Origin of the sequence: Cellulomonas sp. NTE-D12 (assembly GCF_027923705.1) — a bacterium.
In the GTDB taxonomy this organism is placed as follows: domain Bacteria; phylum Actinomycetota; class Actinomycetes; order Actinomycetales; family Cellulomonadaceae; genus Cellulomonas.
The window spans coordinates 532,818-551,461 of sequence record NZ_AP026442.1 but is presented as its reverse complement, the minus strand read 5'-3'; the positions used below and the strand labels follow the sequence as shown (position 1 = coordinate 551,461).

Annotated in this window: 23 protein-coding genes; 13 read left to right on the top strand and 10 right to left on the bottom strand. The window is 73.6% G+C overall.

What is annotated here, in order from left to right:
* Window positions 1-7 precede the first annotated feature (7 nt).
* Both QMF98_RS02575 and QMF98_RS02570 read right to left on the bottom strand, forming a co-directional pair.
* Window positions 8-649: an FMN-binding protein gene (locus QMF98_RS02575; RefSeq protein WP_337974518.1), complete on the bottom strand. Its 642-nt coding sequence runs from the start codon at window positions 647-649 to the stop codon at window positions 8-10.
* Window positions 650-835: 186 nt separating this feature from the next.
* Complete coding sequence (locus QMF98_RS02570; protein ID WP_337974517.1) at window positions 836-1,717, bottom strand: fructose bisphosphate aldolase; 882 nt, start codon at window positions 1,715-1,717, stop codon at window positions 836-838.
* 190 nt (window positions 1,718-1,907) lie between these two features.
* Here QMF98_RS02570 and QMF98_RS02565 point away from each other — a divergent pair, with 190 nt between their 5' ends.
* Both QMF98_RS02565 and QMF98_RS02560 read left to right on the top strand, forming a co-directional pair.
* Entirely contained in the window at window positions 1,908-2,363 is a 456-nt protein-coding gene (locus tag QMF98_RS02565; protein WP_337974516.1) for a MarR family winged helix-turn-helix transcriptional regulator, read from the top strand.
* A 3-nt stretch (window positions 2,364-2,366) separates the two neighbouring features.
* Window positions 2,367-2,678: a DUF2316 family protein gene (locus QMF98_RS02560; RefSeq protein ID WP_337974515.1), complete on the top strand. Its 312-nt coding sequence runs from the start codon at window positions 2,367-2,369 to the stop codon at window positions 2,676-2,678.
* A 100-nt stretch (window positions 2,679-2,778) separates the two neighbouring features.
* On the opposite strand, the gene QMF98_RS02555 is transcribed toward QMF98_RS02560, so the two are convergent.
* The 4 genes from QMF98_RS02555 to QMF98_RS02540 all read right to left on the bottom strand — a co-directional run bounded on the left by QMF98_RS02555 (window position 2,779) and on the right by QMF98_RS02540 (window position 7,620).
* Window positions 2,779-3,327, bottom strand: coding sequence for a hypothetical protein (locus QMF98_RS02555; RefSeq protein WP_337974514.1), 549 nt, complete (start codon window positions 3,325-3,327; stop codon window positions 2,779-2,781).
* Between the two features lie 97 nt (window positions 3,328-3,424).
* A complete protein-coding gene (locus tag QMF98_RS02550) occupies window positions 3,425-3,904 on the bottom strand; it encodes a DUF2231 domain-containing protein (RefSeq protein ID WP_337974513.1) in 480 nt (159 codons plus the stop codon).
* 122 nt (window positions 3,905-4,026) lie between these two features.
* Window positions 4,027-4,662, bottom strand: a complete 636-nt coding sequence (locus tag QMF98_RS02545; RefSeq protein WP_337974512.1) for a cysteine hydrolase family protein — start codon at window positions 4,660-4,662, stop codon at window positions 4,027-4,029.
* A gap of 111 nt (window positions 4,663-4,773) precedes the next feature.
* Complete coding sequence (locus QMF98_RS02540) at window positions 4,774-7,620, bottom strand: FAD-binding and (Fe-S)-binding domain-containing protein (RefSeq protein WP_337974511.1); 2,847 nt, start codon at window positions 7,618-7,620, stop codon at window positions 4,774-4,776.
* 218 nt (window positions 7,621-7,838) lie between these two features.
* Here QMF98_RS02540 and QMF98_RS02535 point away from each other — a divergent pair, with 218 nt between their 5' ends.
* The 8 genes from QMF98_RS02535 to QMF98_RS02500 all read left to right on the top strand — a co-directional run bounded on the left by QMF98_RS02535 (window position 7,839) and on the right by QMF98_RS02500 (window position 14,224).
* The gene (locus tag QMF98_RS02535) at window positions 7,839-8,543 is read left to right on the top strand and encodes a GntR family transcriptional regulator (protein ID WP_337974510.1); all 705 of its coding nucleotides are present in this window, start codon (window positions 7,839-7,841) and stop codon (window positions 8,541-8,543) included.
* Window positions 8,544-8,725: 182 nt separating this feature from the next.
* Window positions 8,726-9,913, top strand: a complete 1,188-nt coding sequence (locus QMF98_RS02530) for a lactonase family protein (protein WP_337974509.1) — start codon at window positions 8,726-8,728, stop codon at window positions 9,911-9,913.
* Between the two features lie 86 nt (window positions 9,914-9,999).
* Window positions 10,000-10,683 (top strand): response regulator transcription factor, encoded by a 684-nt coding sequence (locus QMF98_RS02525; protein WP_337974508.1) that lies wholly within the window; start codon window positions 10,000-10,002, stop codon window positions 10,681-10,683.
* Window positions 10,680-11,783 (top strand): sensor histidine kinase, encoded by a 1,104-nt coding sequence (locus QMF98_RS02520; RefSeq protein WP_337974507.1) that lies wholly within the window; start codon window positions 10,680-10,682, stop codon window positions 11,781-11,783. The genes QMF98_RS02525 and QMF98_RS02520 overlap by 4 nt, the downstream gene beginning before the upstream one ends.
* A 47-nt stretch (window positions 11,784-11,830) precedes the next feature.
* Complete coding sequence (locus QMF98_RS02515; RefSeq protein ID WP_337974506.1) at window positions 11,831-12,505, top strand: metalloregulator ArsR/SmtB family transcription factor; 675 nt, start codon at window positions 11,831-11,833, stop codon at window positions 12,503-12,505.
* A 20-nt stretch (window positions 12,506-12,525) separates the two neighbouring features.
* Window positions 12,526-12,942 carry an arsenate reductase ArsC gene (locus QMF98_RS02510; RefSeq protein WP_337974505.1) on the top strand — a complete coding sequence of 139 codons (417 nt, stop codon included), beginning with the start codon at window positions 12,526-12,528 and terminating at the stop codon, window positions 12,940-12,942.
* A 99-nt stretch (window positions 12,943-13,041) separates the two neighbouring features.
* Window positions 13,042-13,425: a hypothetical protein gene (locus QMF98_RS02505; RefSeq protein ID WP_337974504.1), complete on the top strand. Its 384-nt coding sequence runs from the start codon at window positions 13,042-13,044 to the stop codon at window positions 13,423-13,425.
* 61 nt (window positions 13,426-13,486) lie between these two features.
* The gene (locus QMF98_RS02500; protein ID WP_337974503.1) at window positions 13,487-14,224 is read left to right on the top strand and encodes a class I SAM-dependent methyltransferase; all 738 of its coding nucleotides are present in this window, start codon (window positions 13,487-13,489) and stop codon (window positions 14,222-14,224) included.
* 30 nt (window positions 14,225-14,254) lie between these two features.
* Here the strand turns inward: QMF98_RS02500 and QMF98_RS02495 are convergent, their stop codons facing one another.
* From QMF98_RS02495 to QMF98_RS02480, 4 genes are read right to left on the bottom strand one after another with little or no spacing between them, the layout of a single operon-like run.
* A complete protein-coding gene (locus QMF98_RS02495; protein ID WP_337974502.1) occupies window positions 14,255-15,418 on the bottom strand; it encodes an SLAC1 family transporter in 1,164 nt (387 codons plus the stop codon).
* Window positions 15,419-15,445: 27 nt separating this feature from the next.
* A complete protein-coding gene (locus QMF98_RS02490) occupies window positions 15,446-15,688 on the bottom strand; it encodes a thioredoxin family protein (RefSeq protein ID WP_337974501.1) in 243 nt (80 codons plus the stop codon).
* Window positions 15,689-15,721: 33 nt separating this feature from the next.
* A complete protein-coding gene (locus QMF98_RS02485) occupies window positions 15,722-16,777 on the bottom strand; it encodes a permease (protein WP_337974500.1) in 1,056 nt (351 codons plus the stop codon).
* Window positions 16,774-17,094: an ArsR/SmtB family transcription factor gene (locus QMF98_RS02480; protein WP_337974499.1), complete on the bottom strand. Its 321-nt coding sequence runs from the start codon at window positions 17,092-17,094 to the stop codon at window positions 16,774-16,776. Before QMF98_RS02480 ends, QMF98_RS02485 begins: the two co-directional genes overlap by 4 nt.
* Before the next feature lie 295 nt (window positions 17,095-17,389).
* Between QMF98_RS02480 and QMF98_RS02475 the strand changes: the two genes are divergently transcribed.
* From QMF98_RS02475 to QMF98_RS02465, 3 genes are read left to right on the top strand one after another with little or no spacing between them, the layout of a single operon-like run.
* Complete coding sequence (locus tag QMF98_RS02475) at window positions 17,390-17,653, top strand: sulfurtransferase TusA family protein (protein ID WP_337974498.1); 264 nt, start codon at window positions 17,390-17,392, stop codon at window positions 17,651-17,653.
* Between the two features lie 7 nt (window positions 17,654-17,660).
* Window positions 17,661-18,089: a hydrogenase iron-sulfur subunit gene (locus QMF98_RS02470; protein ID WP_337974497.1), complete on the top strand. Its 429-nt coding sequence runs from the start codon at window positions 17,661-17,663 to the stop codon at window positions 18,087-18,089.
* A gap of 42 nt (window positions 18,090-18,131) precedes the next feature.
* Window positions 18,132-18,611 (top strand): DsrE/DsrF/DrsH-like family protein, encoded by a 480-nt coding sequence (locus QMF98_RS02465; protein ID WP_337974496.1) that lies wholly within the window; start codon window positions 18,132-18,134, stop codon window positions 18,609-18,611.
* Window positions 18,612-18,644 lie beyond the last annotated feature (33 nt).

Below are 18,644 nucleotides of genomic sequence, written 5' to 3'. Positions count from 1 at the left end.
GCCGACGTCAGCCGCGGTGGTCGATCGCGTACTGCAACGACTGCTGGTAGCCGGCGGACGTGTAGGACGCCCCGGACACCGCCGCGATGTTCGCCGAGCCGGCGGCGACCGCCTCGCTGGACAGCACCGGGATGGAGAACGCGCTGACCTGGCTGCTGTAGCCGCCGGACGGCGCCTGCAGCGCCTGCGCCGCGGTGATCGCGGTGCCGGTGAACGTCACCTGCACCTGCACGGGTCCGTACCGGGTCTGCACGGCGGAGCCGACCACCACGGTGGTCACCGGCGCGGGGGGTGGCGCCGCGGGTGCCGGAGCGGCGGGCTTCGGGGCGGGCGCAGGGGCCGTGGTCCGGGTCGGGGTCGCGGTCGGGGACGGTCGCTGCGTGGGGACCGTCGTTGTTCGCGACGGCGTCGGCGACGGCGTGGCCGACGGGTGCGGCCCGCGGCCCCAGCTGAGGCTGCTGCCGGTCGCCGTCGGGGTGGACGACGGCGTGGCGACGGCCGCCGCCGCTACCGGTGCGCCCGTGGCGGCGCCCTGCGCAGCGGCCGCGTGCAGCTCCGGCGCCGTGGTGAAGAATCGGACCCCGGCGGCCGCACCGATGGTGACCAGCGTGGCGGCGTACAGGGCGGAGCCGCGGGACGGCGGCGTCATCGGACGGTCGCCGGGCGCGCTGCGCCGGTGGGGGTCGGCGCGCTCGTCGTCATGGGGCCCACGGCACCAGCCGATTCTCAGAGGATTCTGAGAACGAGCGTGGCGCCGCCGTCGGCGTGTCGCGACGACGGCGCCGTGTCGTTCGCCCCGGGTGGTTCGGCCCGGGCGGGCGTCCCGGGCCGCCGGTCAGGTCAGCGACGCGTCGTAGATCGCCTGGATGGAGCCGTCGAGCACCGCGTCGAACTCGTCGTCGGACTGCTGCGCGGTCAGCCCCTCGGTCAGCGCCCGCGAGAAGCTGGCGATCACGCCGGCCTGCCGCGCCAGCCGCCGCACCGCCTCCGCACGGGTGTACCCGCCGGACAGGGCCGCGACGCGGAGCACGTGCGGGTGCTCGACGAGCGGTGTCCACCAGCCGTCCTGCTCGGGCAGCGTCAGCTTGAGCATCACCCGGGCGTCGCCGGGCAGCCGGTCGAGCCCGTCGTGCAGCGCCGAGCGGAGCATGTCCTCCGCCTGGCCCTTGGTGGGGCTGTGGATGTCCACCTCCGGCTCGACGATCGGCATCAGCCCGGCCGCGAGGATCCGCTGCGCCAGCTCCAGCTGCTGGTCGACGATCGCCGCGACCCCCGCCTTGTCCGCCTGCACCACCAGCGAGCGCATCTTGGTGCCGAACACCCCGTGCCCGTTCGCCCTGCTCAGGGCATCGTCGAGGTCAGGGATCGGCTTCATCAGCCGCACCCCGTCCGCCTCGTCGAGCAGCCCCTTGTCCACCTTGAGGAACGGCGCGACGTGCTTGACCTGCCACAGGTACTCGGCGGCGCCCATGCCGCCGATCTGGCTCTCCATGGTCCGGTCGAACAGGATCGCGCCGACGATGCGGTCGCCGCCGAACACCCGGCTGGTGATGATCCGCGAGCGCATCGCGTGCACCAGCTCGAACATCTGCGCGTCGTCGGCCCACGTCTCGATGCCGTACCGCTTGAGCGCACCGGGGGTGGAGCCGCCGCTCTGGTCCAGCGCGGCGATGAAGCCGCGGCCCGTGGCCATCTGCTGGAGCTGTTCCGTGCTCATGACCCTCCGTCCACCGTGCCCGTCCAGCGGCGCTGCCCGAGGACACCGGCGACCCGCTCACCGGTGAGGTGGCGCCTGCCGCCAGTCTTCTCCGGCCGTCGCACCCGGGCCAGTGCTGCCGCGACGGCGGCGGTGGATTCCGTGAGGTACCTCACCATGTGGGACTACACTGGTCTCGGAGAGGCGGTCCGTGGAGACGACAGACCTGGCTGACGAGCTCGTGGAGTGCGTCACCCGCATCCGCCGCGTGCTCGACTCGCGGCTGCAGGTGCACGGCGTCTCGGTGGCTCGCACCCGTGTGCTCGGCGCGCTGGCGGACGGTCCCGCACGGCAGGCGGTGCTCGCGGAGACGCTCGAGCTGGCGCCGCGCACCATCACCGAGGCGGTCGACGCGCTGGAGCGCGACGGGCTGGTGCGCCGCGCCGCCGATCCGGACGACCGGCGCGCCTGGCTGGTGCACCTCACCGCCGCCGGCCGACGCACCTACCAAGCGGCGCTGACCACCCGTCGTCAGGCGGTCGACCAGGTGTTCGCCGACCTGACCTCGGAGCAGCAGGCCGCCCTGTCCACCCAGCTCCACCGGCTCCGCGAGCGGGCCGCCGCCATGACCGTCCCGTCCCCCACCCACCCCGACAGAACGGTGTGACCCATGTCCCTGAACGGCGCCGACCGCGCACAGGCCAGCCAGGAGCTGATGGCGAGCTACAACCTCGCCGGCCTGAGCCGGGACGACATCCAGCGCGACCTCGGGCTGACGCCGCACCAGCTGGAGCGCGAGCTCGCGGTGCGCCCCACGTCGGACCCGGTGCAGATGTGGCTGCTGCGGGACTACCTCGACCGGACCATCCGCGAGCGTGGGCGCAAGCCGGCCGCGTACACGGTGCTCACCGACAGCGCACGGGCCGCCGCCGCCCAGCGGCTGCGCCTGCGACCGGCACCTGTCGCGACGCGTCGGGGCTGACCGCCGAGAGCGGCTCAGCCGCGAGGCCGGGCAGCGTCCGTCGCACGCCGGGGGGGCGCCCCCGGCAGCGGCGGCGCCCCTCGGCTCGAGCGGTACGGCGTCAGTCGAGGATGCGGCCGAGCAGCCCCTTCGACACCTGGGTGGGCCGCTGCATCTCGCCCTGCTGGGCGCCGAGCACGATGATCGTGCCGACCAGTGCCGGGGTGACCCACTGCAGGATGCGCTCCTGCCGCTGGGCCGCCGCCACCTCGTCGGACGTGCTGGACGACGGCGTGACGCCGCTGTGCGCGGGCTCGGAGGAGCCCTTGGCGATCTTGGTGCCGAGCATGCCGCTCCAGGCGGTGGTGCCGAGGGCCGCGATCGTCAGCGCCGTCTTGACGACGGTGTTGGCCGTGACGCCCTCCTGGGCCTGGACGCGGCCGCGGTTGGCCAGCAGCAGGCCGGCACCGCCGACCAGGTGCGCGCCGATGGCCAGGGCGTTCACCGGTGCCCACTTCGCCCAGCCCATGGACGCGGTGTGCACGCGCTGACGCGGGTCCTCGACCTCCTCGGAGGCACCGTTGAGGCCGATGGCGCCCATCAGGCCGCCACCGAACCAGGCGGCGGCACCGAGGTCGTGCAGGGATCGGACAAAGGTGTTGGTGCTCATGGTGCGGGTCCCTCCGGTCGCTGTCGGGACAACCACCATCCGTCGATCCGGCCGCGAGCGCCTGTCGAGCGCTGCGGCGCGGGGCGGTCCTTGCGCCTCAGCCCTTGCCGACGCTCGACAGCTGGCTGGTGCTGTGCTGCCACACCGCGCGGGCCCCGGAGTCGCCGACGCGGTACACCTGCCAGCCCGTGGCCAGGCTCGCGACCACGGACAGGACAGCGAGCGTCAGCGCGAGCGGACGGGCCAGTACCGGGCCGGAGCGCGCCCGACGGGTCACCCACCACAGGGCCACGGCGAGCACCGCAACGGGGAAGACGAAGAACTTCAGCTGGTCGCCCAGCTCCGCGTGCTCGCCCACCGGACCGATCTGGGCCTGCAACGACTCGCCGGTCTCCGAGGCGAGCGGGGTCAGCACGAGCGCGACCAGGGCCACCAGCGCACCGAGCCCCGCGTACCGGTCCCGCCACCGCGGCACGAACGTCAGCACCAGCAGCCAGACGACCGCGAGCGGCACCAGCACCACCACGGCGTGCACCACCAGGGGGTGCAGGGGCAGACCGTTGAACGTGCTGGGCATGGCGGACCTCTCCGTGGACGGGCGCGGCACCCCGTCCCCGGCGGGCGCCGTCGGACGGGCAGCAGGCGACCGGTCGGCAGGCCGGACAAGGTCCGAGCGCCGGCCGGTCGCCTGCGACGAGGTCAGTACCCGCGCGAGGAGTCGGCGGTGACGGCCGTGCCGCGCAGCGCGCCTACGTACTCCGCCGTGGTCATGGGCTTGGAGAACATCGGGTAGTCGTACCGGATGGCGTTCGCGTGCTCCTCGGCGGAGGTGGCGCCGACCGCGTCCGTCAGCGTGATCACCTCGAACCCCTTCTCGTACGCCGAGCGCATGGTGGACTCGACGCAGCAGTTGGTGAGGAACCCCGCGAGCACCACGGTGCTGATGCCCTTGGACCGCAGGATGAAGTCGAGGTTGGTGGAGCCGAAGGCGTCCAGCCCGCGCTTGCCCTCGATGACGATGTCGCCGTCCGCCGGAGCGACGTCGTCGACGATCTGCGCGCCCCAGGTGTCCTTGACGAAGGCGTTGGAGTCGACGACGCCCTTGAGGATGCCGTACGGGTGCGCGTTGATCTCGTAGTAGCCCTTCTGGAACGCGATCGGGCTGTGGATCACGGTCGCACCGGCGGCGCGGGTCGCCTCGAGCGCCTCCCGCGCGTGGGTCAGCATGTCGGTGCTCTCCATCACGCCCTGGACCGCGCCGTGCAGGGCGCCGCCCTCGCTGGTGAAGTCGTGCTGGAACTCGATCAGGACAAGGGCGGTCGTCTCGGGGTTCATCGCTGCTCCTTTGCTGGATGTGGTGCGGACGGGCCGTGCTGGTCGGTCGGTTCTGTGCGTTCCGTTCTGGGTGTCGTGGTTGGGTGCGGTCGCGGGTGCGGTCAGGTCGGGTCAGGTCCGGTCCGTGCCGAGCACCTGGTCGGCGAGCAGCTCGACGACGTGCCGGTAGGTCTGGCCGGTGGCACGCGTCATGCCGAGCTCGCAGGTGCGGTTGCAGCTCGCATGGGCCTCGGCGCCGAGCCGGGCCACCTCGGCGGCCTCCCGGCGGGTGGCGGACGCGGTCAGCTCGGGGTGGAGCATGCCGCGGTCGCCGGCGAAGGCGCAGCAGCCCCAGTCCAGCGGCACGTCCACCTGGTCGGCCACCGCCCGGGCGACGGTGACCAGGTCCGGGTTCAGCCCGAGCTGGGTGGACGAGCACGTCGGGTGCAGCGTGAGCGAGTCCAGCCGGCGGTACTCGCCCAGCTCCGGCAGCGCCGGCAGCACCCGGTCGGCGACGAGCTCCACGACGTCCAGCACCTGCACGTCCAGCGTCGGGTCGCTCTCGACCAGGTGCCGGAAGCCCTCGGTGCACGACGACGCGTCGCACACCACCGGCAGCCGTCCGCCGTCGGTCGCCTGCCGGATCACCGGCAGCACCACGTCCCGCATGGCGTCGTGCCCGGCCGTGATCCCCTTGGACGACCACGGCGTGCCGCAGCACATCTGCTCGATCGCCGACGGCACCAGCAGGGTGAGACCGGCGGCGGCGCACAGGTCCTCGAAGGCGACCTGCACCCCGGGCCCCTCGGCGGGGCCGAACATGACGTTGACGCAGGCGGGCAGGTACACCGCGTCCGGCGCACCCGTCGGTGCCGGTCGGCGTCGGGGCGCACCGCCGCGCGGCAGCTCCGGGCTCCACAGGGGCACGGTGTCCGAGCCGAGCACCGTGCGTGCCGCGGCGTTGAGCGCCGTGACGACCGGTGCGAGCGGCGCCGGGACGGCGTCGACCACGGTCAGCGCCGTGCGGGCGACCGTCGTCGTGACCTCCCACCCGTGCGCCGCTGCCGTCCACCCGGCCTTCACCGGCGCGGCGACGTCCTCGCGGCGCAGCCGCTTGACCAGCAGGCCCGTGTTGATGCCGACCGGACAGGCGGTGCCGCACATCCCGTCGACGGCGCACGTGTGCACACCCGGGTACGTGTAGTCCTGCTTCAGCCGGTCGGCCGTCACGGTGTCGCCGGCCAGCTCGGCCGAGCGGATCTCGCGCCGCAGGGCGATCCGCTGCCGCGGCGTCAGCGTGATCGACCGCGACGGGCATACCGGCTCGCAGTAGCCGCACTCGACGCAGCGGTCCACCTCGTCCTCGACCGACGGCGCGAGCTTGATGTGCCGCAGGTGGGCCTGCGGGTCGTCGTCCAGCAGCACGCCGGGGTTCAGCAGGCCGGCGGGGTCGAACAGGGCCTTCACCTGCCGCATCACGTCGTACAGCTCGTCGCCGTACTGCCGTCGGACGAACGGCGCCATCACGCGCCCTGTGCCGTGCTCCGCCTTGAGCGACCCCCCGGCGCCGAGCACCAGGTCCACCATCGCCTCCGTGAAGTCGGCGTACCGCCCCAGCTGCTCGGCCGTCTCGAACCGGTCGGTCAGCATGAAGTGGATGTTCCCGTCCTTGGCGTGGCCGAAGATCACCGCGTCGTCGTAGCCGTGCTTCTCGAACAGGACGGCGAGCGCGTCGCAGGTGTCCGCGAGGCGCTCGACGGGCACCACCACGTCCTCCAGCAGCGCGGTGGTGCCGCTGCGACGAGCTCCGGCCACCGACGTGTAGAGCCCCTTGCGCAGCTTCCACAGCTGCGCGCGGACGGCCGCGTCGCTGCTCAGCGCCACCGGCGCCAGCAGCGGCAGCGCGTCGAGGGTCGGCCGGGCCGCGGAGGCGAGCCCGGCCAGCTCGTCGGCCGTCGCGGCCTGGTACTCCACCAGCAGGGCTGCCTGCCGGTGGACGTCCAGGGCCCGCACCGCCCCCGGCGCGTCGGCCAGCTGCTGGCCCACCCGCAGCGACGTGGCGTCCATCAGCTCCAGGGCCGTCGCGCCCGTGGCGACCAGCGCGGGCAGCGCCCGGTTGGCGGCGTACAGGTCCTCGAAGACGAGCAGCGCCGACGCGGCGACCGGTCGCACCGGCACCGTGCGGAACGTGGCGGACGCGATGAACGCGAGCGTGCCTTCGCTGCCGATCAGCAGGTGCGCGAGGATCGCCGGCGCGGTGTCGAAGTCGACCAGGGCGTTGATGCCGTAGCCCATGGTGTTCTTCATGGCGAACTGGCGGCGCACCTCCGCGACCGCCGCCGGGTCGGCCAGCAGCCGCTCGCGCAGCGCCAGCAGGCCGGCGTGCAGCGCGGGCTCGCGGGTGCGCAGCAGCTGGTCCGCGTCGGGGGCGCCGGTGTCGACGACGGTTCCGGACGGCAGCACCGCGACCAGGGACTCCACGGTGCGGTAGCTGTTCTCGACGGTCCCGCAGGCCATGCCCGAGGAGTTGTTGGCGACGACGCCCCCGACCGTGCAGGCCGCCTCGCTGGCGGGATCCGGCCCGAGCTTGCGCCCGTACCTCGCGAGCTGCGCGTTGACCCGTCGGACGGTCGCGCCCGGCTGCACGCGGACGCGAGCCCCGTCGTCCAGCACCTCGATGCCACCGAAGTGCCGCCGTACGTCGGCCAGCACGCCGGCCGTGCCGGCCTGGCCGGCGAGGCTGGTGCCGCCGGACCGGAACGTCAGCGGCAGCCCGGCGGCCGCGGTGGCCTGCAGCAGGCGGCCGACCTCGTCGGCGTCGCGCGGGGCCACCACGGCCTGCGGGACGAGCAGCACGTGCGACGCGTCGTGAGCGAGCGCACGGCGCATCAGCTCGTCCGTCCGCACCTGGGCGGCGCCGCCGACGCACTCGCCCAGCAGGGCGCCGAGCCGGCCCGGTGCCGTCGCGGTGAGCGTCATGGATCTCCCTCGAGCCGCCCGGCGGCCACCGCAGGGTCACGCGATTGTCGGACAAGTAGACCAGCGGGACAATAGTCCCCGGCATGTCGTCCACCTGCACCGCCCCAGACCAGCACCCTGAGCAAGAGGTGCCGAACGTGCCAGCGGTGGCCCCACGGGCGGGCACGATGGGCGCGGCGACGGCGACGAGCCGCCCACCCGGAGACGAGGAGGACGCGATGGCACGCGGGATCGTGGTGACGAGCCTGGTCGACGCCGTCGTCGAGGACCTGCGCACCCGGGTGGTCGCCGGTGAGCTGTCCCCCGGCACGCCGCTCACCGAGCAGGACGTCGCCACCCGGTACGACGTCGCCCGGGCCAGCGCCCGTGCCGCCATCGAGCGGCTGACCGCCGAGAAGGTGCTCGACCGCGGCGTGCACAAGACCGCCCGCGTCGTGGAGCTGGGCCCCGACGACGTGCGGGACATCTACCGCACGCGCACCTACCTGGAGTCCGAGGTGCTGCGCCGCCTCGCCGCCGATCGCCACGTGCCCGAGGCGGCCCGGACGGCCATCGCCGAGATCACCGCGATCTGGGGCACCGGCTCGTACGCGATCGTCGAGCCGGACATGCGGTTCCACACCAGCCTGATCGACGCGCTCGGCAGCGCCCGGACCAGCGCGATGTACCACTCCCTCGCCTTCGAGGTGAAGCTGTGCATGGCCCAGCTCCAGGGCCGCCAGCGTCTGAGCCCGCAGATCATCGTCGCGGAGCACGCCCGGATCCTCGAGCTGATCGAGTCGGGCGACGGCGCCGGTGCGGCGGCGATGCTCGACGAGCACCTGGCGCGGGCACGCGAGCTGCTGGCGGCCAGCCTGGGCGGCGAGGCCGGGCCGGAGGCGGACGTGCCGTCGTCGGCGCTCGCCGCGCAGCCACGTCGCTGAGCGAGCGGCTACTTCTGGCGGACGGTGCAGACGTCCCGACCGCGGTCGGGACAGGACGTCACAGTCTTGTAAGCAGCGGATCCCTTGTCCGTCGACGCGCGCGGTCCGCATGGTGGTGACGTCCGGAAGACGGTGAACGCCCTGGTCAGGGCGTTGCCGACCTGCGTCCTGGAGGATCCGTCATGTCTCGTCGCACGCCACTCGCGCGCCGTCGCACGCTGCTCGCCACGCTCGGCACCGCCGCAGCCCTCGCCCTCGTGCCGCTCGGCGCCTCGGGCGCCTTCGCCTCGGACGGTGGACCGCAGGGCGGTACCGACCACGGCTCGCCCGGTGCCGTCTTCGTCCAGCTCAACGGCACCGCGGGGAACACCATCGCCGCCTACGCCCGGCACGCCGACGGCACGCTGACGGCCGCCGGCCGGTACGCGACCGGCGGCCTGGGGGGCACCCAGGTGGGTGCGCCGCTCGACGCCCTCGCGTCGCAGGGGTCGCTGGTGCTCGACGACCGGCACGACGTGCTGCTCGCGGTCAACGCCGGCAGCGACAGCGTCACCGCGTTCGGCGTGCACGGTGCCGCGCTGAGCGCGCCCCGCACGGTGCCGTCGGGCGGGCAGTTCCCGACGAGCATCGCGGTGCACGGCGACCTGGTGTACGTGCTGGACGCCGGCGGGGACGGCGCCGTGTCCGGCTTCCGCCTGGTGCACGGAGGTCTCGTGCCGATCCCCGGCTCGACGCGGTCGCTCGGCCTGGGCGGCACCAACCCGCCGGCGTTCCTCGCCTCGCCCGCCCAGATCGGCTTCGGTGCCGACGGGCACGTCCTGGTGGTGACCACCAAGAGCCACGGCGAGCTGCTGGCGTTCCCGCTCGACGCCCAGGGAGTGCCCGCGGCGAGCCCGGTGACGACGCCGTCGGCGGGGGCGGTCCCGTTCTCGTTCGTCGTCGACCGGCACGACCGCCTGCAGGTGACCGAGGCCGGCACCGGCCGCACCAGCACCTACACGGTCGCCACCGACGGTGCGCTGTCCCTGGTCGGCTCGTCCGCCCCGGACGGCGGCGCGGCCCTGTGCTGGAACGTGCTGGCCGGCCGCACGCTGCTCGGCGCGAACGCCGGGTCGGCGACGCTGTCGTCCTGGTCCGTGCCGCGCTCGGGCCCGGCGGTGCTGACCGCCCCGGTCGCCACCACCACGAACGCCGGACCGATCGACCTCGCCGCCTCGCACGACGGCCGGTTCGTCTACGTCCAGGAGTCCGTCGCGGGCAGCGTGGGCGCGTACGCGGTCTCGGCCGGTGGCTCGCTCACCCGCATCCAGACGGTGTCCGGTCTGCCCGCGTTCACCACGACGGGCATGGAGGGCATCGCCGCCCGCTGACGGCGAGCGCACCAGGCGTCATGATCAGGACGGCCCGGCCCGACGGCACCCGCCGCGGGCCGGGCACGTCCGCGTGGAGGTGGGGCATGGCCAAGATCCTCGTGGTGGACGACGACGCCACGGTCCGGGAGGTCGTCACGTCCTACCTGCGCGCCGGTGGTCACGCGGTGGTCGAGACGGCGGACGGTGAGCGGGCCCTGGAGGCGATGGCCGCGACGCGGGCCGACCTCGTGGTGCTGGACCTCATGCTGCCCGGCATCGACGGTCTCGAGGTGTGCCGCCGGCTGCGGCAGGACGGTGACGTGCCAGTCATCATGCTGACCGCGCTGGGCGCCGAGACCGATCGGATCATGGGGCTCGCACTGGGTGCCGACGACTACGTCACCAAGCCGTTCAGCCCCCGCGAGCTGGCGCTGCGGGTCGACTCGGTGCTGCGCCGCGCCGGCCAGCAGGCCGCGCCGGAGGCCGAGGTGCTGACCGACGGGGACCTCGTGGTCGAGCCGGCCAAGCGATCGGCGACCCTCGGCGGACGGCCGCTGGCGCTGACCGCCCGCGAGCTGGACCTGCTGCGGTTCCTCGTGGCGCACGCCGGGCCCGTCTGGTCCCGCGACGACCTGCTGCGAGAGGTGTGGGGCTGGTCGTTCGGCGACCGGTCCACCGTGACGGTGCACGTGCGGCGGCTGCGCGAGAAGGTCGAGGCCGACCCGACGCACCCCGTCCGACTGCTCACCGTCTGGGGCGCGGGCTACCGCTGGGAGGCCGCTCGATGAACGTGGTGCAGGTGGCCCTGGTCGCGGTCTCGTGGTCCGCCGGGGTGGTGCTGGCCGGGGTGGTGACGGCGGCTCTGCTGCGGCGGGCCTCGCTGCGGTGGTCGACCGCGGTGGTCGCCCTCGTGTCGGTGGGCGGCGTGGCGGCCGGCGTGCTGGGGACGGCTCACGCGATGTTCCTGTCCCAGCACGACCTGCACGTCGTGATCACGGTGTGCGTCGTCTCGGGCCTGGTCTCGGTGGCCGTCGCGCTGTGGCTCGGGGAACGACTCGTCGCCTCGGCACGCCGGCTGCGCGACGCAGCGACGCGGTTCGGGGACGGTGGAGGCTTCGAGGCGCCCTCCGCCGGCCCGCGCGAGCTCACCGACGTCGCGGGCGAGCTGAGCCGCAGCGCCGAGCGCCTGCGCGAGGCCGACGAGCGGGAGCGCCGGCTCGAACGCTCGCGCCGCGAGCTGGTCGCCTGGGTGTCGCACGACCTGCGCTCGCCGCTCGCCGGCATCCGGGCGATGTCCGAGGCACTGGAGGACGGTCTGGCCCCCGACCCCGCGCGCTACCGGGCACAGATGCGCACGGAGGTGGACCGGATGGTGCGCATGGTCGACGACCTGTTCGAGCTGTCCCGCATCCACGCCGGCACCCTGCAGCTCGCCCCGCAGACCGTCCAGCTCGCGGACGTGGTGAGCGAGGCGATCGCGGCCGCGGACCCGGTCGCGCGTGCCAAGGGGGTGCGGGTGGGCGGTGCCGTCGCCGGGGACGTGCTGGTGCGGGCGGACCCGGACGCGCTGGCACGGGTGGTGGCCAACCTGGTGATGAACGCCGTGCGGCACACCCCGTCCGACGGGTCGGTGGTGATCACCGGCCAGGCCGACGGGCCCACCGTGACGGTCGCCGTCGCAGACGCCTGCGGCGGCATCCCGGCGGACGACCTCGGCCGGGTGTTCGACGTCGGCTGGCGCGGCGGGAGCGCCCGCACCCCGGACCCCGACGCGGGAGCCGGGCTCGGGCTCGCGATCGTCCGCGGGCTGGTCGAGGCGCACCACGGCCGTGTCGCCGTGCAGAACCAGGCACCGGGCTGCCGGTTCGTGGTCACCATCCCGGCCTGACGAGCGGGGCTTGACCGGCCGCCGATCGCTCAATCATCATTGACTCAATGAGCGACGACCAGAGCTGGGGAGTGACGCGCCGCGCCGCCGTGCACGCGGCGCTCGCCGACCCCGCGCGGCTGCAGGTGGTCGACACCCTCGCCCTCGGCGACGCCTCACCGTCCGAGCTGGCGCAGCTGCTGACCATGCCGTCCAACCTGGTGGCGCACCACCTCGGCGTGCTCGAGCAGGCGGGGCTGGTGAGCCGCCACCGGTCCGAGGGGGACGGCCGCCGTACGTACGTCCGGCTGGTGCCGGGGGCGCTGGAGGGTCTGGCACCCGGCGCCGTCCGTCCCGCGCACCGGGTGCTGTTCGTCTGCACCGCGAACTCCGCCCGTTCGCACCTGGCCGCCGCGCTGTGGCGGCAGGCGTCGGACGTCCCCGCCGCCTCGGCCGGCACCCATCCGGCTGACCGGCTGGCCCCAGGCGCGGTCGCCGCGGCGGCCCGCCACCACCTGCCGATGCGCCGGCTGCGACCGCGAGCGCTGGCCGACGTGCACCGCGACGGGGACCTCGTGGTCACCGTGTGCGACCGGGCGCACGAGGAGCTGCCCGTGCCGGCCGACGTGCACTGGTCCGTCCCGGACCCCGTCCGCACCGGCACCACCGACGCCTTCGACGCCGCGCTGGCGGAGCTGACCGACCGCGTGGAGCACCTGGCACCCCTCGTCGTCCCTGCCTGACCCGACCCCTGGAGAGACCGATGTCCCCCACCGCCGCCGACCGCCCGTCCGTCATGTTCGTCTGCGTGCACAACGCGGGCCGCTCGCAGATGGCCGCCGGCTTCATGACCGCCCTGTCCGACGGCCGGGTCGAGGTCCGCTCCGCCGGGTCCGTGCCCGCCGACCAGGTGAACCCCGTCGCGGTCGAGGCGATGGCCGAGGTGGGCATCGACATCACCGCCGAGCGCCCCAAGATCCTCACCGGCGACGCCGTGCAGGCGTCGGACGTCGTGATCACCATGGGCTGCGGCGACACGTGCCCCTTCTTCCCCGGCGTCCGGTACGAGGACTGGGAGCTGGAGGACCCAGCCGGCAAGGACCTCGACACGGTCCGCCGCGTGCGCGACGAGATCCGCGGCCGGGTCGAGACGCTGCTGGGCGAGCTCCTGCCGGCCTGATCGGCCGTACGGGAAACAGGTGGCGGGAGCCGGGGGCCGGCGGGTTACCGTCCCGCCCATGCTCACGACCCTGCGCACGCACCGACAGGCGGTGCGACCGTGACCGCCACGCCCACCGACTGGATCGAGCACCGCCGCGCGGGTGACCGCGAGCTGCTCGGCTGGCTGCGCCTGGAGGACGACGGCGCCGTCGCGATCGACCGGCTCGGCCGGACGGCGTCCGGCGTGCTGCCCTGGGACGAGGCCGAGGCGGTGCTCGACGAGCGCGGCATCGGCTGGCTCGCCGACCTGTGGGAGCTGGAGATCGACGGGCGGCAGGTGCGGGTACGGCTGCGCGAGGTGTCCACCGAGCGGGTCGTCGTGACGTACGACGACCACGGCGACGTGCACACCAAGGTGGACTCCATCGAGCTGCCGTTCCCGGCCCCGGCGGCGCTCCAGCCCTTCAGCGGCGACCGGCACGTGCTCGACCCCACCGGCTGAGCTGGTCCACCGCGGCCGACGCCGCGATCATGGGCGGGGGCCGGAGACCGGAGGGACGGACGTGGACGGCACGACGAGGCACGCGCTGTCGTTCGACACCGCCGCGGACGTGTACGAGCGGTCGCGGCCCGGCTACCCCGACCCGGTGGTCGACTGGCTCCTCGCCGGCCGGCCGCGGGACGTGCTCGACCTCGGTGCCGGTACCGGGAAGCTGACCCGCAGCCTCGTCGGTCGGGCCGAGCACGTCACCGCGGTCGACCCGTCACCGCGGATGCTCGACCAGCTGAGGCAGGCCGTCCCCGGGGTGACCACCCTGGTCGGCACCGCCGAGGCCATCCCCCTGCCGGACGCCAGCGTCGACACGGTGGTGGTCGCCCAGGCCTGGCACTGGGTGGACCCGGCCCGCGCGATGCCGGAGGTGGCCCGCGTGCTGCGGCCCGGTGGTGTGCTCGGCCTCGTCTGGAACACCCGCGACGAGTCGGTGCCGTGGGTGCGCGCGCTCGGTGCGCTGCTCGCCGCCGACGCCGCGAGCCGCGGCTCCACGGCCGAGGAGCACGTGCCACCGACCGCCCTCGGCCCCGTCGAGTCCATGACGCACCGCTGGTCGCAGCCGGTGGACCGCGAGCGCCTGCACGAGCTGGCGCTGTCGCGCAGCTACGTGATCACGGCGTCCGACGAGCGACGCCGGCAGCTGCTGGCGCAGATCGACGGGCTGCTCAACGAGGACCCGGCTCTCGCCGGACCGCCGCCGTGGCCGCTGCCCTACGTCTCCGAGGCGTGGCGGGTGCTGCGCCCCTGAGGCCCTGCGGGCCGGCCTCGTGACCCGCGCTCACCGCCGCCACACGACGCCGGTGCGCGCCCCCGCGACCGTCCGGACCGTGACGGTGACCCAGGTCGCGACCAGCAGCAGGTACAGCGCGGCCCCCAGCACCTCGAGCACCGGCGTCTGCCAGGCGCGGCCGATCGTCAGCGTGGCCACGGTGAAGGCGCCGAGCGGGAAGGTGAACGCCCACCAGCCGAGGTGGAACCCGAACCCGCCGGCTCGCAGGTACCGGACCAGCAACGCTGCGGCGATGCCCAGCCACCACAGGCCGAACCCCCACAGCGCCGAGGCGAACAGGAGCGACACCGTGCCGACCGCCCCGGCGGTCGCGCTGCTCGCCACCGGCATCTGCCGCGCCAGGCCGAGGGCCGCCAGCGCACCGACCCCGACCGGGCCGAGCGCGATCCACACGGTCGGTGCGAGTGCCGCCGGCGGGAGCGGGTGCAGCACCAGCCGGGCGAACAGCAGGCCGAGCGTGAGCAGGAACAGCACGAACCCCATGCCGAACGTCGCGTAGCCCAGCACCAGCAGCAGCCGTGCGTCGCGCGCACCGACGTGCGGGACGAGCGCCGCCGTGGCGACCGGCACGATGATGGTGACGACCGGCGGGATGAACCAGCCACCGTTCACCGAGCCGGCGGCCACCTCACCCGTGAACAGCGTGTACGTGAACGCCACGCCCAGCACCAGCCCGACCACCGCGCCGACCGCCAGCAGCGCACCGGCCAGCGGCACGCTCACCCCGGACGGCAGGAACCGCGGGCCGACGGCGGTGGTCATCACCGACAGCACCAGCAGCCCCGCCGGCAGGGTGGCGTGCATCGCGCCGAGCACGGGATGCCGCAGGTCGGCACGGCACGCGTCCGTGTGCCGCACCCAGCGCACCACGTAGGCCACCAGGAGCACCGCGCCGAGCAGGTACGTGAGCACGGCGAACGCCACGCCGACGGCGTGCGCGGCCGGCTGCAACGCACTCAGGCCGCCGGGGTTGCCGTCGCTGGCCACCGCCACGATGCCGGTGCCCATCACGGCGGCGAACCAGCCGGGGTGCAGGTCACGCATCCGCGACGCACGGTCGGTGGGCACGGGTGGCGGCATCGGTGCCGAGGTGGCCTCCCGGGCCACCTCGACCGGCGGCGCGGCCGGACCGGCCGGGCTACGGGTCGTCATGACGAGGCGCCTTCCTCGGCCCGGCGGTCAGGAGGCGAGGGGCGCGAGGAGCTCGCGCACCTGGGCCGCCGTGGGGACCCGACCGGACATGACCACCTGCTCGTCCACCACCAGCCCGGGCGTGCGCATGACGCCGTAGCCGGCGATCTCCCCGTAGTCGGTGACCTTCTCGAACTGTGCGTCCAGGCCCAGCTCCGTGGCGGCCTCGCGCGTGACGCGCTCGAGGTTGACGCAGTTGGCGCAGCCGGAGCCGAGGATCTTGATGATCATGGTCTGTCTCTCCTGTGATGAGCGGTGCCGGCGTCAGGCCGGCAGGACGGCGTTGAACAGGTAGCCGACGGCGACGATGCCGAGGGCGGTCACCGCGACGAACGCGGCGATGAGCGGTGGCTTGAGCACGCGGCGCAGCAGGATCAGCTCGGGCAGGCTGAGCGCGACGACGGCCATCATGAAGGCGAGCAGGGTGCCCATCGGCAGCCCCTTGTCGTGCAGGGCCTGCACCAGCGGCATCACGCCGGCGGCGTTGGAGTACAGCGGCACGCCGAGGGCGACGGCGACCAGCACGGCGAACGGGTTGCCCGCACCGGCGTACCGGGTGAACAGGTCGGCCGGAGCCCAGCCGTGGATCGCGGCGCCGAGCCCGATGCCCACCAGCAGGTACGGCCAGATGCGCCGCAGGATGGTGCGGACCTCCTCCAGGCCCATCTGGATCCGGTCGTCCCAGCTCAGCCCGATGCTCGGGTCCACCACCTGGCCGCGCAGGCGCGTCTCGAAGACGAACGGCTCCACCCACCGCTCGACGTGCAGCCGGCCCAGCGTGAAGCCGGCGACGACGGCGATCACCAGGCCGGCGACGACGTAGAGCGCCGTCGGACCGACGCCGAACATGCCGAACAGCATCGCGATCGCCACCTCGTTCACCAGCGGGCTGGCGATGAGGAAGCTGAGGGTCACGCCGATCGGCACACCCGCCGCGACGAACCCGATGAAGGCCGGCACCGCGGAGCACGAGCAGAACGGCGTGACCACGCCCAGCCCGGCAGCCATCACGTTGCCGACGCCCTCGCGGCGCCCGCCGAGCAGCGCCCGGGTCCGTTCCACGCTCATGAACGACCGCAGGACGGTGACCACGAAGATGATGCCGACCAGCAGCAGGACGATCTTCACCGAGTCGGTGACGAAGAACAGGACGCCCGAGCTCAGCCGACTGGTCAGGTCCAGGCCGGCGACGTGACCGACCAGCCACATCCAGAACCGCCCGTTGACGGCGTACAGCGCGAACCAGACCACCGCGGCACCCGCGAGGCCGGTCCACCGGCGCACCGGGCTCCCGGCGCGGACCCGCTCCGCGACGCTCATGCCCGTGCCACCGACCGGCCGCCGGGCAGCGCGGCGGCCATCCGGGACCGTGCGTCGTCCGCGAGCGCGTAGTCGATCCACCGACCGCGCCGGCTGGACGTGACCAGGCCGGCGTCGCGCAGCACCTTCAGGTGGTAGCTGAGCAGGTTGCCCGGCACCTGGACGTGCTCCTGCAAGTTGCAGACGCACGACGGGCCCACCGAGAGCTGCTCGAGGACCGTCCACCGCACCGGGTCGGCGACCGCCTGGAGCACGGCGAGCGCACCGTCGACCGCAGTGGGAGAGAGGGTCAGCTCAAGCGCAATTGAATCAGCCACGGTTGAAGTGTAGGGGTGCCCGCACGGTGTCCCGGTCCGACCTAGGTCCTACCCCCGCAAACGCGACACATACCCGTGGGGGTACAGGACGTTCGACCCCCATGAGGCGGTCCGGCGAGGTCGAACCTTGCTCCGTGGCGACGTCGCCCGACCCGATGAAGGGTCCCCGTCCGGGGGCCCTTCCGCGCGCGGACGCACGTCGCCGCTGGTCCCGGGCACTGTGGCCCGGCGGCCTGCCGCGTCCGGCGTCGTCACCGGCGGACCGGCGCCCACCCGTCCCGGAGGAGGACTGACCATGTCGGTAGCCATCGAAGAGCTCAAGGCCCTGGAGGGCACGACCACCGTCGTCGACGCCCGCGGCACCTCGTGCCCCGGCCCGATCCTCGCGGCCAAGAAGGCGATCGGTGGCGTGCCGGTCGGTGGCGTCATGGAGGTGCTGGCGACGGACTCCGGCACGCTCAAGGACCTGCCGGCATGGTCGAAGAAGATGGGCCACGAGTTCCTGGGGAACTTCGAGGACCAGGGCTACCTGCACCTGTTCCTCAAGAAGATGAAGTGATCCGCTGATGGACCACAGCGACGCCGCCGGGTCGCTGCCGCGGATCCTCGTCTTCTCGACGAACAACATCTCGGATCCCGGCATCGACCTGGCGGGCAGCCGCCACCTGCACTACCCCGCCACCGTCTCGGTGCTCGCGGTCCCGTGCAGCAGCGGCATCAAGCCGTCGTGGATCGTGCACGCCCTCGAGTCGGGGCAGGACGGCGTGTTCATCGCCTCCGACGGCGAGGAGTGCGCCTACCTGCCGGACTGCGCCGAGCGCACCGCCCGGATCGCCACCCAGGCGCAGGAGCTGATGAAGGCCAGGGGCATCGCGCCACAGCGCCTGAAGATGGCGGCCGTCTGCTCGGTCTGCGCCGAACCGTTCGCCAAGTACATGCGTGAGTTCGCAGCCGCGCTCGACGAGCTGCGGCCCCAGCCGGCCACCGTCGGCTGACCGCCCCACCACGGGGCCGGGACAAAGACCAGGAGAGGGACGATGGAGTCCACGAGAAAGACGATCATCGTGTTCAGCGGTGATTTCGACAAGGTGATGGCCGCATTCATCATCGCCAACGGCGCAGCGGCGATGGACGACGAGGTCACCATGTTCTTCACGTTCTGGGGACTGAACGCGCTCCGCAAGGACCAGCACGTCCCCACCACGGGGAAGACGCCGCTGCAGAAGATGTTCGGCGCGATGATGCCGCGGGGCCCCAAGAAGCTGCAGCTGTCGAAGATGAACTTCGCCGGTGCCGGTCCCAAGATGATGCAGCGCGTGATGAAGCAGCAGAACGTGATGCTGCTGCCCGAGCTGATCGCCACCGCCCGCGAGCAGGGCATCAAGCTCGTCGCCTGCACCATGTCGATGGACGTCATGGGCCTGCGCAAGGAAGAGCTGCTCGACGACATCGAGTACGCCGGCGTCGCGTCCTACCTCGGTGACGCGGACGAGTCGAACGTCAACCTCTTCATCTGACCAGGCGCGGGCCACGGGCCTGTCCGGAAGCAG

Excerpts from the sequence above, each read along its gene's own strand:
- QMF98_RS02550 (WP_337974513.1), bottom strand. The coding sequence starts at position 3,904 with ATGCCCAGCACGTTCAACGGTCTGCCCCTGCACCCCCTGGTGGTGCAC.
- QMF98_RS02535 (WP_337974510.1), top strand. The coding sequence starts at position 7,839 with ATGGCACGCGGGATCGTGGTGACGAGCCTGGTCGACGCCGTCGTCGAG.
- QMF98_RS02490 (WP_337974501.1), bottom strand. The coding sequence starts at position 15,688 with ATGATCATCAAGATCCTCGGCTCCGGCTGCGCCAACTGCGTCAACCTC.
- QMF98_RS02465 (WP_337974496.1), top strand. The coding sequence starts at position 18,132 with ATGGAGTCCACGAGAAAGACGATCATCGTGTTCAGCGGTGATTTCGAC.
- QMF98_RS02485 (WP_337974500.1), bottom strand. The coding sequence starts at position 16,777 with ATGAGCGTCGCGGAGCGGGTCCGCGCCGGGAGCCCGGTGCGCCGGTGG.
- QMF98_RS02470 (WP_337974497.1), top strand. The coding sequence starts at position 17,661 with ATGGACCACAGCGACGCCGCCGGGTCGCTGCCGCGGATCCTCGTCTTC.
- QMF98_RS02575 (WP_337974518.1), bottom strand. The coding sequence starts at position 649 with ATGACGCCGCCGTCCCGCGGCTCCGCCCTGTACGCCGCCACGCTGGTC.
- QMF98_RS02520 (WP_337974507.1), top strand. The coding sequence starts at position 10,680 with ATGAACGTGGTGCAGGTGGCCCTGGTCGCGGTCTCGTGGTCCGCCGGG.
- QMF98_RS02475 (WP_337974498.1), top strand. The coding sequence starts at position 17,390 with ATGTCGGTAGCCATCGAAGAGCTCAAGGCCCTGGAGGGCACGACCACC.
- QMF98_RS02495 (WP_337974502.1), bottom strand. The coding sequence starts at position 15,418 with ATGACGACCCGTAGCCCGGCCGGTCCGGCCGCGCCGCCGGTCGAGGTG.
- QMF98_RS02515 (WP_337974506.1), top strand. The coding sequence starts at position 11,831 with ATGAGCGACGACCAGAGCTGGGGAGTGACGCGCCGCGCCGCCGTGCAC.
- QMF98_RS02570 (WP_337974517.1), bottom strand. The coding sequence starts at position 1,717 with ATGAGCACGGAACAGCTCCAGCAGATGGCCACGGGCCGCGGCTTCATC.
- QMF98_RS02545 (WP_337974512.1), bottom strand. The coding sequence starts at position 4,662 with ATGAACCCCGAGACGACCGCCCTTGTCCTGATCGAGTTCCAGCACGAC.
- QMF98_RS02555 (WP_337974514.1), bottom strand. The coding sequence starts at position 3,327 with ATGAGCACCAACACCTTTGTCCGATCCCTGCACGACCTCGGTGCCGCC.
- QMF98_RS02510 (WP_337974505.1), top strand. The coding sequence starts at position 12,526 with ATGTCCCCCACCGCCGCCGACCGCCCGTCCGTCATGTTCGTCTGCGTG.
- QMF98_RS02560 (WP_337974515.1), top strand. The coding sequence starts at position 2,367 with ATGTCCCTGAACGGCGCCGACCGCGCACAGGCCAGCCAGGAGCTGATG.
- QMF98_RS02530 (WP_337974509.1), top strand. The coding sequence starts at position 8,726 with ATGTCTCGTCGCACGCCACTCGCGCGCCGTCGCACGCTGCTCGCCACG.
- QMF98_RS02525 (WP_337974508.1), top strand. The coding sequence starts at position 10,000 with ATGGCCAAGATCCTCGTGGTGGACGACGACGCCACGGTCCGGGAGGTC.
- QMF98_RS02540 (WP_337974511.1), bottom strand. The coding sequence starts at position 7,620 with ATGACGCTCACCGCGACGGCACCGGGCCGGCTCGGCGCCCTGCTGGGC.